Annotated in this window: 9 protein-coding genes; 3 read left to right on the top strand and 6 right to left on the bottom strand. The window is 37.8% G+C overall.

Features of this window, described 5'->3' with window-relative positions:
- Positions 1 to 179 precede the first annotated feature (179 nt).
- Entirely contained in the window at positions 180 to 1,796 is a 1,617-nt protein-coding gene (locus WNY79_RS01315) for a diacylglycerol kinase family protein (protein ID WP_342874879.1), read from the top strand.
- A 53-nt stretch (positions 1,797 to 1,849) separates the two neighbouring features.
- Here the strand turns inward: WNY79_RS01315 and WNY79_RS01310 are convergent, their stop codons facing one another.
- Positions 1,850 to 2,158 (bottom strand): VF530 family protein, encoded by a 309-nt coding sequence (locus tag WNY79_RS01310; protein ID WP_024591820.1) that lies wholly within the window; start codon positions 2,156 to 2,158, stop codon positions 1,850 to 1,852.
- Positions 2,159 to 2,212: 54 nt separating this feature from the next.
- Positions 2,213 to 2,515 (bottom strand): DUF1496 domain-containing protein, encoded by a 303-nt coding sequence (locus tag WNY79_RS01305; RefSeq protein WP_008134362.1) that lies wholly within the window; start codon positions 2,513 to 2,515, stop codon positions 2,213 to 2,215.
- Positions 2,516 to 2,653: 138 nt separating this feature from the next.
- Between WNY79_RS01305 and WNY79_RS01300 the strand changes: the two genes are divergently transcribed.
- Entirely contained in the window at positions 2,654 to 2,887 is a 234-nt protein-coding gene (locus WNY79_RS01300) for a TIGR02647 family protein (RefSeq protein ID WP_342874878.1), read from the top strand.
- An 11-nt stretch (positions 2,888 to 2,898) separates the two neighbouring features.
- Here WNY79_RS01300 and maiA read toward each other — a convergent pair whose 3' ends face one another.
- A complete protein-coding gene (gene maiA / locus WNY79_RS01295) occupies positions 2,899 to 3,528 on the bottom strand; it encodes a maleylacetoacetate isomerase (RefSeq protein ID WP_076925654.1) in 630 nt (209 codons plus the stop codon).
- Positions 3,529 to 3,530: 2 nt separating this feature from the next.
- Complete coding sequence (gene hmgA / locus WNY79_RS01290) at positions 3,531 to 4,832, bottom strand: homogentisate 1,2-dioxygenase (protein WP_342874877.1); 1,302 nt, start codon at positions 4,830 to 4,832, stop codon at positions 3,531 to 3,533.
- Positions 4,833 to 4,983: 151 nt separating this feature from the next.
- Between hmgA and WNY79_RS01285 the strand changes: the two genes are divergently transcribed.
- On the top strand, positions 4,984 to 5,415 hold the full coding sequence (locus WNY79_RS01285; protein ID WP_342874876.1) for a MarR family transcriptional regulator: 432 nt from the start codon (positions 4,984 to 4,986) through the stop codon (positions 5,413 to 5,415).
- Between the two features lie 51 nt (positions 5,416 to 5,466).
- Here the strand turns inward: WNY79_RS01285 and WNY79_RS01280 are convergent, their stop codons facing one another.
- Both WNY79_RS01280 and WNY79_RS01275 read right to left on the bottom strand, forming a co-directional pair.
- Positions 5,467 to 8,610 carry a TonB-dependent receptor gene (locus WNY79_RS01280; RefSeq protein ID WP_342874875.1) on the bottom strand — a complete coding sequence of 1,048 codons (3,144 nt, stop codon included), beginning with the start codon at positions 8,608 to 8,610 and terminating at the stop codon, positions 5,467 to 5,469.
- 330 nt (positions 8,611 to 8,940) lie between these two features.
- Positions 8,941 to 12,114: a TonB-dependent receptor gene (locus WNY79_RS01275; RefSeq protein ID WP_342874874.1), complete on the bottom strand. Its 3,174-nt coding sequence runs from the start codon at positions 12,112 to 12,114 to the stop codon at positions 8,941 to 8,943.
- Positions 12,115 to 12,156: the final 42 nt, after the last annotated feature.

Genomic DNA, 12,156 nt, shown 5'->3' with positions numbered 1-12,156 from the left:
AATGCACAAAGAGCAGATTGCACTTAAATTTATTTTATTATTAATATTATATATCAATAGCTTATGGTTTTAATTTGAATTTAAAATGCCGTTTATATGGCGTGATATTTGCAAAAGAGTACATAAAGCCGTTTAAATTAAAATTAGAAAATCGGAATTATTTACACAAAGGAGAGACTATGTGGGCTGCAATTGGTTATTCACTTTTAGCATTACTACTTATTTTTATTGGTTGGGAAGTAAACTCTGTTTACTTTGCTATTGTTTTTTATTGGACTGCGCTGTCACTTTTATTAGTGAGTACCGCATATATTTTTAATACAGCAAAAATATTTAGAAAACGTGAAAATGGAGTGATCCCATTTTATATACGTTGGGCGTTTGTGCCATTTTTATTTGGTGTGCAAATTTATAATGCCTGGTCGCGTAAGCATGACAAAGTACCGCCCATTCAACAAATAAACGAAAATCTATTTTTAGCTTGCCGATTATTTCCCTCAGACATAGACACATTAAAAGATAACGGAATTACGGCGATTTTGGATGTAACGTGCGAGTTTGACGGTCTAGAGTGGAGTTCAACGCAAGAAAACTTTAATTACTTAAATATTCCGGTGCTTGATCATAGTGTCCCTTCACATTCGCAGCTGAATCAGGCTATTAATTGGATACATCACCATATTAAAGAAAATCGTCGCGTAGTTGTACATTGCGCCTTAGGCCGTGGGCGGTCTGTTTTTGTAATGGCGGCTTATTTATTGAGTCAAAACAAAAATGCAGATGTACATGAAGTACTTGCGCAAATAAAAGAAACCCGCGAAACCGCAAACTTAAATAAGCATCAACTTCGTCATTTAGCTAAGCGCCATAAAAAAGGCGAGTTGCTGATTAAAAACAAAGCTGTTTTAATTGCAAACCCTGTTTCGGGTACGCGATTGTGGAAAGAAAAAGAGCATTTAATTGTTGCGCGGTTATCCGCCTATTACGATTTAACAGTATTGACTACTTCACAATACGTTAACGGTATTGAGCTTGCTAAACAAGCAATTGCGCAAAAGCCAGACATTATAATTGCGTGTGGAGGCGATGGTACAGTGGCCGAAGTTGCAAGCGTACTTGTAAATACACAATGTAAGCTAGGAATCATCCCAATGGGGACTGCAAACGCACTTGCGCATGTATTGATGGGTATAAGCTCTAAGTTTATTCCAGTAGAACAAGCCTGTGACCTAATTATAGATGGTCAAACAAGCACAATAGATACGGCTTATTGCAATAATGAATTGGTACTTTTATTAGCGGGTATTGGTTTTGAGCAATCAATGATTGAAAAAGCAGATAGAGAGTCGAAAAATAAATCGGGGCAACTTGCCTATTTAAATGGTTTTTTTGAAGCTTTTGGCGAACAAAAATCACAGCTACTTAATGTAAAACTCGACGATAATGAGCCCAAAGAAATATGCACAAATAGTTTTATTGTGGCTAACGCTGCGCCTTTTACAACGTTATTGGCTCAAGGTGGTGGGCAGCCAGATCATAGTGACGGGCTTCTTGATGTAAATTGGCTAACACCAAATGACGAAAAATCAGCCACAGTATTGAGTATTGCAGAGCTAATGTTTAGCAGCTTAACGCAAACACATTTAGCTATAAACTCGCACCATACAAATGCTAAAAGAGTCGAGGTTACAGGCGAAGGTGAGCTTAAATACGTACTTGATGGTGAAATTAAAACTGCTCACAAACTCGTTATTACTATTGAGCCGGCCTCATTAAAAGTGATTTGCAAAGAGTAATAAATCGCGCTTGTTACAATCAAAAAAGGAGCTAATTTAGCTCCTTTTTTACATCATTTTTTAATTGATGGCCAAACAAACCCTGTTGTATCCGGCGCTTGAGAAGATGTTTCTCTCGGTGCACTTTTTGGTCTACGAATAGGTTTATTATTTATAGTGTGAATATAAAGTGCTTCCACTTTATCGCGAGCCCAAGGCGTTTTACGCAAAAACTTTAAACTCGATTTAATGCTAGGTTGATCAGTAAAACATTTAATTTTTACTTGTTCGCCAAGTGTTCTCCAGCCAAGTCGCTGTTCTAACTCAACAAGTATTTGTTCTAACGTGACCCCATGTAAAGGGTTTTTAGGTTGATTATTCATAGCCATACTACTTATTTAAACTGCGTGCATTGTAGCTCAAATCAGCTTTTAGCGCTAATTCACAGTGATTGTTTTAGGAGCTGTTGGGTAAATAGCGTTACCTTGTTTATCTATTTTAAGCCAAATGAGTTGGCTGTTACTGTGTTGGGGTGTTTTAGCACCGCACAAAAGTGTAAATGAGTGAATTTGTATTAATGCGCCTTCGCTATAGCGTTTGTTGTCGTACCAACAGTTAGATTCTTCATTTACAAACTGGTTTGCATCAATAATTGAATGGGTTTTAAGAGTTGTTGCTTCACTAAGTATTGAATACGATAAGCTGCTAAAACAAAAGCATAGAATTAAAAAGTTACGCATTAGAGGCCTTTAAATAGGGGGGGTTAAAAATAATACATTAAGCTAAAAAACGTGCTAGTGTAAAGTACACAAAGTGATTTTAATTATAAACTTAGTTACACACAGAACAACTCAGATTCAAATAAAAAGGTGCACACAATGCAATTTAATCAAACAATGATCGAAGAATTCACACTATTAGCAAAATTTCCTCGCGACAGTAAAATGCAGGGTATTAAATTACACTCAGACGCAGACCCAAGCTTACTTAGTGCAGCGCAACGTTTATTTGAAAAAGGGATTATAGATAGCCCAGATGGCGGATATTTAACTGATCTGGGCTTAGATTTAATTGAGCATATTACGATTATTCATAGTGCGCTACAAAGTTAGACTAAATTAGTTTAATTTGCATCGGGTTGATTTTGCGGTGCAGCATCATTAAATGCAGCTAATTTATTACAATGTTCGTAAATGGCTGCAATTTTTGGATAAACGTTCATATTTACGTTAAAACGAAGTGCATTAAATACTTGCGGCACTAAACAAATGTCAGCAAGTGTTGGTTGGTTACCAAAACAGTAGTCATCATTTTTGTTTAGCATCAGTTCTATTTTTTCAAAACCAACTTCTATCCAATGTCGATACCACTTATTTTTAGCCTCGTCATTAACACCTAATTCGCTTGATAAATACTTCAGCACGCGTAAATTATTAACAGGATGAATATCGCAGGCAATGGCAAAGCTTAAATTTCTTATTTGTGCTTTTTGCCACGCAGTCCCTGTAATTAATGGCGATTGCGGATAAGTTTCATCAAGCCATTCCAGTATTGCAAGCGATTGCGCTAAAACACCATCATCGGTTTCAAGTGCAGGTAGTAACCCTTGGGGATTAGTTGCTAAGTATTCCTCCCCAAGCTGCTCCGATTTTAAAAGGTTAACAATAGCAAGTTTATGATCGATTGCTTTTAAGTTAAGCGCTATACGCACTCTATAAGCAGCTGATGAGCGAAAGTAGCTGTATAATTTCATAACTAATCCTCTGCACCTGTAAATTGTTTTTTTATAGTACGCCAGCAATCGGTGTAATTTGGTTGGCGTTCTTTACCTTCTAGTGCATATTTTGTCGGTGAAATTATATAGCGCGACTCAAACATAAAAGCCAATGTGTTTTCGTATTTTTGTGGTGTAAGCTCAGCGTTTGAGGCTTTTTCAAATACGTCGGCTTCAGGTCCATGTGGCGACATACAATTGTGTAAACTTGCGCCACCAGGTACAAAACCATGCTCTTTTGCATCATATACACCCTCAATCAAGCCCATAAATTCGCTCATAATATTGCGGTGGTAGTACGGCGGGCGGAATGTATTTTCGGCTACCATCCAACGAGGTGGAAATATCACAAAATCGACATTTGCCATACCCTCAGTAGCAGAAGGGGAGGTTAGCACAGTGAATATAGATGGGTCGGGGTGATCAAAGCTCACTGTATTCATTACATTAAAACGCGATAAGTCGTATTTATAGGGGGAGCTATTACCCGTCCATGCAACAACATCAAAAGGTGAGTGTTTTATTTCACAGCTGAATAAATTACCGTTAAATTTAGAAACAAGCTCAAAGTCACCTTCTTTATCTTCAAAGGCAGCAACGGGATATTGAAAGTCTCTGTCGTTGGCATAACCATTGGCACCAACAGGTCCTCGCTCTGGAAGCTCTAACGCATGGCCGTAATTTTCACAAATATAACCACGGGCTGTATCGTCAATTAAATCAACAGAGAACTTAATTCCTCTGGGAATTACAGCAATTTCACCTGGTTTAATGCTTAACTTACCGCACTCGGTGTGAATTAATAACTCACCTTGCTGAGGGACGAACAATATTTCGCCATCGGCATTACAAAAGTAACGCCCTTGCATTGACTGATTAGCGACATATATATGAATGCCAATACCCGATTGCCCATTGGCACTGCCATTAGCTGCCATCGTTACCAAGCCATCAATAAAGTCAGTAGGTTGTGAAGGCATATCAATAGGGTTCCAACGTAGCATTGTTGGTGGTGTTATGGCTTCAGTAATTGGGGCTGTTCTTATTAAGCCGTTATCAATTTCTTGGTAATCACCTTGCACTACCGATGGACGAAGGCGGTAAAACCAAGTACGACGATTTGAAGCACGCGGAGCCGTAAATGCAGTCGAACTAAATTGTTCGGTGTATAAATCGTATTTAACCTTTTGTGGGCTAAATTGTCCTATTGGTAATGCACCAGGTAGCGCTTGTGTTTCAAATTCATTCCCAAAACCTGTCATATAACTTAATTGTGTCGCCATTACTGACTCCTGTGAGAGGGGGTTGGTTTAATATTATTATTATTTCAGTTAAGGTACTCTCAAGTGAGACTAATATCAAATGTGCAACTACGCATCTGTGTAAATATTAATGAACACCAAAGTAAACCTTACAAAGCTGGGATAACCAAAAATGAAAATTGATTTAGCAACGTTTTTACCTTATCAATTAACGAATATAGCAACACATGTAAGTAACGATTTTGCCAAGGTTTATCAAACTAAGTACGGTTTAAATATTCCCCAGTGGCGAATACTTGCTAATTTAGCGCAGTATGGGCAAAGCAACGCAAAGGATTTATGCACACAAGCAAATATGGATAAATCGACAGTGTCGCGCGCGGTAAAAGTACTAATAGACAAAGGCTTAGTGAGAAGTCAATTAAATAAGCAAGACAAACGCGCAGCATTACTTGTGCTGAGCCAAGCAGGTCAAAGCCTATATGAGCAAATAACACCCGATGCACTAAATTGGGAAAAACAATTACTGAGCACTTTAACCAACGAAGAATACGAAGTGCTAGTGAATATTTTTGAAAAGTTAAATAACAAATTAAAGGCATAAAAAAGCCCACAAAGTGGGCTTTTAAATAATGTTTAAGGTTACAGTTCTAAATTAGAAAGTGTAACGAACACCTACACGCATTTGCCATACAGATGCGCTATTTTCCGTAGTTGTACCTACGTTATTAGAGTTAAAACCAGAGTACACGTAGCGACCATCATCATCAATAGATGTTGAAATTACACGGTTGCCTACAAAAGAACCTTTCTTAAGTACGCCCCAGTCATCGTTTAACAGGTTTGTAAGGTTATCGATTACGAAAAACGCTTCACCTTTGTGACCTTCCATAAACCCAGGAAGCTCTTGCGTTAACTTAAAGTTAAATTTAACAAACCAATCTGCATTTTGTGAGTTACGTCCAGCAATTTCACCGCGCTCTAGACCTTCTGAAGCGATGAAATCATTGAATTCATTGATTTCAGCAGCACTCATGTCGTAGACAACGTTAGGATCGTTTTCAAGTGGTACGTATAACAGTTGACGAGAGCCAAAACCGTAGTTATTAGTATCACCAAACGTATTATCGCTATTGTTATACACATAGCTGTAAGGTAAACCTTTATATGCTTCACCGAACAAGTTAAAGCGAGTAGCAAAACCATCTACAAACTCATGACTATAACCAAGAGTCATAGTAAAACGATGTGGAATTTCGTAATCAGATGATGCAACACCAGGGTTACCTGGATCTGTTAATGCTAAATTACTGTAATTAGAATCAGCAACCGAACTCGTCATTGGGTTAACATCATCAGAATCTGTATATGCGTAACCAAAGCTAAAGTTAACACCATTATCGTACTGTTTACTAATGCCTAATGAGATAACTGATGCATCACCGCTATCACCGCTCACATTTGTAAGTAAGTAGTCACGTGAGCGAGTATCACCCGGATTTAGAGTATCATCTTTACCTTCGTATAGAGGGCGGCCATCAAATGTCGTTACACCAGAATTAACTAAACCAAGATCTACTAAGGTAGCCGCATCATTCTTTTTAGAATATAAGTAATCAAGTGAAATTACATACTCATTTTCAGTAGTGTAAGTAGCACCTAAAGAGTATTTCCACTCTGATGGTAATTCAAAATCAGAAGCTACAGCATTTACATTAGAATCACCTGATCCAATTTCTGTTCCAGCTATAGTATCAAATTGAGACTGTGGTACTTCGTAACCTGGAGCTCCACCGTTTACATTTGGTGTATTGAATAAATCTACACCACGAATTTGAGAGGTAATTTGCGTAATACCGTCATTCGAGTAAGAGTTAGACAACCAAACATTTGGGTTACCACCTGAGAATAAACCAGCACCTGCACGTACTTCAAGCTCATCCGTTGCATACCACTGAAAACCTACACGAGGTTGGATTAAATCAATACCATCAAATGTACTTTGGTTACTGAAACCATAGCGAGCAGTATAGTTTTCATTAAGATTTGGTTTATCATCACTAGTATATTTATCGTAGCGAAGGCCAAATGTTAAGCTGGCATCAATATCGGTAAAGCTATATTCATCTTGGACGTATAAAGTGTGTTGAGCATATTCGAAACTTGCTGCAACATCATTTGGATCATTTGTAGTCGCAGCATTGTTGTAGTAAACACGTGCAGCTTGTCCGTTTTCAAAATCTTCTACAGAATCAAAACGCCATTCACCTTCAGTATGCTGTACAAATAAATTAAATACTTCAAGATTTTCATACTCATAACCTGCTGTTATTGTATGTTGATCTAGGTAATAAGTACCCGCAAATTTAGCAGTCGTTGTATCGTAGTTTAAATCGTTAGATTGACGTGAGTCATCTGGACCAATATAAATTGTGCCACCGTTTTCAGTGCTGATTTGCATTTCACCAAAGCTACTTGCTGCATCCAAAGATTCAACGCGAGCATCTAGTTCAGATTTACCAATACGCACTTCAGTAGAGAAGTCATCTGACCAATCAGAATAAAGAGAAGCTACTATCGATGTAAACTCAGCACCTTGCTCATAAAAGTGGTTAGAAAGCGAAAGTTCATCATTATCGGCATCTGATTGAGAGATCGTGAATGCATCGTTGTAGTTATAAATGATGTTAGCACGATGACTTTCGTTGATGTTCCAATCTAATTTAACTAGAATTTTTTCATCTTCAATCGGTGAACTTGATGGCATGCCACCAGCGTCATAGTTGTAAAGAGACTGTGAGGCAGTTTGAACTCGAGAAAGATCATCAGCAGTAACACTACCACTTGTTAGGCCGCCGTAGTTAAACTGTTGTACACCTTCAAGTTTTTCATATGAAGTGAATAAAAATAGTTTGTCTTCGATTAATGGTAAGCCAACATTAAAGCCGTAGCGCTTTTCTGTATAATTACCTGCATCGTAATCTTCACCTTCAATTGAATCACCCTGCATAGAGTCATTTGTATAATCGAAGAATACACCGCCATGTAATTCATTACCGCCAGATTTCGTTACAGCATTGATGTTACATGATGTAAAACCACCGTATTGAACGTCAAATGGTGCAAGTTCAGCTGAAACTTGTTCAATTGAATCGAAAGAAAAAGGTGCATTTATTGTCGGGTAACCATTTGAGCTTAAGCCGAAGTTATCGTTCATACGAACGCCGTCTAGCGTTAAGCTGTTGTAGCGAGGGTTACCACCACCACAGTTAATTGAACCACGGCTGTCATCAATTGTGATACGCGGGTCGATGCGAATAATATCTTTTAAATCACGGTTAATAGCAGGTTGGTTCTCAAGATCAGTTAGCGTAAATGTAGACGCCGGACCAGTACCACCAGACATAGAGCTAATTGGTGCCCCAGTAACCACAATTTGTTCCATGCTTGATTGTGACTCAAGAGAAACATTTACAGGGTAATCGTTACCAATGTTTAATATAATGTTATTGAATTCTTGGTCTGCGTATACATCTGAATCTACAACTACTTTATAAGGACCGCCAACACGCAGACCTTTAGCTGTAAAGTAACCAGCGTCATTTACTTCAGTTGTTTTTACTGATCCAGAAGGCACGTGTAAAATTGTTACTTTAGTGCCGGCTGCTGGGTTACCGTTAGGCCCCATTACTTGACCTTTAATTGCAGAGGTCGTTTCGTTAGCCATTGCAGCGCCACTTACACCAACACATGCTGCAATAGCAAGTGAAAGAGCTGTTTTGCGTAATTGAGTTTTCATTTAATTTTCCCGTGTAGTTATTAATTAAATTTTTATATTTTTATTTTAAAATTTTGTAAAATAAACAGTTGAAGTTCATTTATTCAAAATCCGTTACTAGTGTACCTTATTTATTCGTTACAAATAAAATACAACTGCAATATATTTTTAATAAATAGTAATATATTTGTCTATTTGAGTGTTTTTTTGAGCAATAACTCTATATCGGGGTATATATTACGTGGGCTTTATGACAAACATGTGAAATTGTAGGGGTAAAATAAAAAAACCCATTACAAATTTGCAATGGGTTTATTGTAGCTTAACAAGTTATTGATGCAGTTTTAAGAACTAAAACTTGTAGCTAATACCAACTTTAGCCTGCCAAGCTGATGACGATGAACTGATTTGCGAGTAATTACGCACATCTGCACCGCCAAAACTGTTGTCTATTTTATATCTGCCTTGATCATCAAGACCACCAAAGTCATAAATAGTTTGGTTAGAGTAACCTAGGCGTTTTTCTACACCCCAATCGCTGTTTAGAAGGTTTGCGAAATTATCAATCATTAGATAAACCTCACCAGTGTGACCTTCAGCAAAGCCAGGTACTTCTTGCTTAATGCTAACGTCCATTGTAGTAACCCAAGGTTGCGTTGCTGTATTTTTACCTAAAATCCCACCACGTTGAGATATACCAGCACGCTCTAATAACGGTTCTAACTCAGCCCAAGTCATATCTGATTCAGCCCAATTTACATTCGGATCATCAGCACCTGTAGGGATATAAGGTAAGTAAGCACCATTAGTGAATAAAGAACTAGTATCACCTAAGTCTTCATCTTTATACATATTCATTGTGTAACTAAACGGGCGACCTGAACGACGTTCAAAATAAACATTGAACTTGGTTGCGTATCCTTCAAAAAATTCAGTGTTATATGCTAAGTTAATTTTAAAGCTGTGCTCAACTTCGTAAAATCCACGTGCTGCAATATCTTCATTACGATTTACTGTAATATTGTGCTTATAGTTACCTTCTGCCTGAGAAGCTGAACCTGCTGATGATTCTGTAACATCTTGGTGAGCATAGCTTGCCGATACAAACAGGCCATTGTCCCATTGTTTAGCAATACCCGTTGAAATAATAATTGAACGACCATCATCCGATGAATTAGTCATTTCTATGTCAACATTATCGCCACTGTAAATACTCTGATTGATAACACGTTCGCCGTCAGCAGCTAAGCCTACTGGGTTAATAGACGAATTATGCCATACCGCTTCATTCTCTTTTTTATGGTAAGCAATTTCTGCTTGCCATTTAAAGCCATCACCCAATAGTTCAGAGTCAAACTCATATTCAAAACCTATTTGAGTACGAATGCTTGAAGGCAATTTAAAGTCAGGGTCGATATACGCAACACTTCCTGCACCTTGCTCTAATGTATTTTTTATTTCATCAGGAACCTGAGTAATATCAGCTGTGTTATTTGCATAGTAATCATTAATTACATCGTTTTGTGCTGATACTAAAGTAATGCCATCACTTTGGAATGAATTGTTATACCAAACATTTGGAATACCACCTTGGAAACGACCAATACCACCATTAATAGTAAGCGCTTCTGTGACGTAGTACTTAAAGCCAACACGAGGAAGTATAATGTCTAGACCATCAAGATTTTCTTGGTTAGTAAAGCCATACGTATTAGCAAAATTTTCATTTAGAGTTGGTTTATCATCAGATGATAAGCGCTCATAACGAACACCTGCAGTGACTTCTAAATCATCACCTACATAAAAAGTATCTTCTATGTAAAGCGCTAGCTGGTTACGCCTTACATCATATGCTGTATCAGCTGAATCATTAGTGTAAGCATTTTGATAAGAGAAATCATAAGAACCAATCTCACGGTTTTCAAAATTTTCTAAGCTATCAAATTTCCACGTTCCAAGAGAGTTTTGAGCAAACAAGTTATATAAACGAAGTGACTCGTACTGAGCTCCAAAATTTATTTCATGCTCATCCATTAAATACGTAGCGTCTAACGTAAAAGTTAGGTTTTGTGTTTCTGAACGGTTTGCATGGCGGTATTGATCTGTACCAAAGTTGTAAGAAGGACCATTTCGACCGTCTTCCTCAACAGTAATGCTTCCTAAGTTAGAGCGAGTTGCGCTATCAGAAGTAACATCTTTATACGACACACCAATTTCTGTTGAAAAGTTTTCGCTCCAATCAGAGTAAAGTTTAGATGAAAAGTTATTAAACTTAGTTACGTAGGCATAAGTGCTTGAAACTAAAGCTATGTTGTCTCCGCCCGTACTAGAGTTGCGCTCATCTTGATCGTCTTGCCATTGATAAGTGAAATCTAAACGGTGGTCATCACTTGCGTTCCAGCTTAATTTAACAAGCAAGTTTTTGTTTGTATCTTCTGGTGCACCGGCCAATGAATCAGTTAAGCCGTATTCATTATTTAAGATAGAGATGAAACGATTATAGTTAGCTTCAGAAGTATTAAATTCATTTGAAGCACCAGAGCCATCAAAGCCGTAATCTAGATCTAATTCACTTGACCATTCTGCATAGTTAACAAAATAAAACAGCTCATCTTCAATAATCGCCCCACCGACATTAAAACCAAATCTTTCTTCAGTCTTAATTGGCTCTACTTTATTTGTAGAGTAAGTTTTATGACCTAGCTCATCAAGATCGTCTTCTTGTACAATATTATCAACATCACCAGCTATCTCAGGAGTAGATATTTCATAAAAGCCAGAGAACTTAAACTCATTTGTACCAGATTTTGTTACTGCATTAATAGTACCGCCACCAAAGTTACCTTTAGAAGCCGAAAATGGAGATACATCAACAGAAACTTGCTCAATAGCATCAAGTGCAACAGGAGGCTGAGAAGTAGGGTAACCACCAAAGTTCAAGCCAAAGTCGTCATTTTGACCAATACCGTCAACAGTTAAACCGTTTGTACGTGGGTTACTACCTGCAAACGTTAGCTCGCCATTGCCATTAATACTAGCAAGTGGATTTAAGCGCGCAATATCTTTAATGTCGCGATTAAAGCTTGGCATATTTTCTATAGTATCAGAGCCAAATGTACTGCTAGAGCCACCTGATTGTTGAACAATCTTATAACCAGACACTTCAATCTTTTCGATGTTTAGCGGAGCAAGCTGCGAGCTTAAGCGGTAAGTTTCACCAAGGTTCAAGTAGATATTTTCAACAGTCGTATCGTTAAACGTATCAGAGTCGATGATAACCATGTAAGGACCGCCTACACGTAAACCATTAGCGATAAACGTACCACTTTCGTTTGTAGTTAGTTCGCTAATAGTTCCCGTTGGTTGGTGAACTACTTTGATTTTAACGTTTGCAGCATTGCCACCTGATGGCGTTGTAATTTTACCACGCATTGCAGATGAAGTATCAGCAGCCATTGCGCTTGTAGAAACACCTAGAGCTAAAATTACCGCTCCAGTTAATTTCGAAAGGCGAAGCTTAGTCATAATGTTGATTTCCCGTGTGTAGGTTATATAAATTTAATACTG

The sequence above is a fragment of the Pseudoalteromonas sp. AS84 genome (genome assembly GCF_038900255.1).
Taxonomy (GTDB): domain Bacteria; phylum Pseudomonadota; class Gammaproteobacteria; order Enterobacterales; family Alteromonadaceae; genus Pseudoalteromonas.
The sequence above is the reverse complement of the archived record's forward strand: the minus strand, read 5'-3'. Positions and strand labels throughout refer to the sequence as shown.

Excerpts from the sequence above, each read along its gene's own strand:
- WNY79_RS01275 (WP_342874874.1), bottom strand. The coding sequence starts at position 12,114 with ATGACTAAGCTTCGCCTTTCGAAATTAACTGGAGCGGTAATTTTAGCT.
- WNY79_RS01300 (WP_342874878.1), top strand. The coding sequence starts at position 2,654 with ATGCAATTTAATCAAACAATGATCGAAGAATTCACACTATTAGCAAAA.
- WNY79_RS01315 (WP_342874879.1), top strand. The coding sequence starts at position 180 with ATGTGGGCTGCAATTGGTTATTCACTTTTAGCATTACTACTTATTTTT.
- WNY79_RS01305 (WP_008134362.1), bottom strand. The coding sequence starts at position 2,515 with ATGCGTAACTTTTTAATTCTATGCTTTTGTTTTAGCAGCTTATCGTAT.
- maiA (WP_076925654.1), bottom strand. The coding sequence starts at position 3,528 with ATGAAATTATACAGCTACTTTCGCTCATCAGCTGCTTATAGAGTGCGT.
- WNY79_RS01310 (WP_024591820.1), bottom strand. The coding sequence starts at position 2,158 with ATGAATAATCAACCTAAAAACCCTTTACATGGGGTCACGTTAGAACAA.
- WNY79_RS01285 (WP_342874876.1), top strand. The coding sequence starts at position 4,984 with ATGAAAATTGATTTAGCAACGTTTTTACCTTATCAATTAACGAATATA.
- WNY79_RS01280 (WP_342874875.1), bottom strand. The coding sequence starts at position 8,610 with ATGAAAACTCAATTACGCAAAACAGCTCTTTCACTTGCTATTGCAGCA.
- hmgA (WP_342874877.1), bottom strand. The coding sequence starts at position 4,832 with ATGGCGACACAATTAAGTTATATGACAGGTTTTGGGAATGAATTTGAA.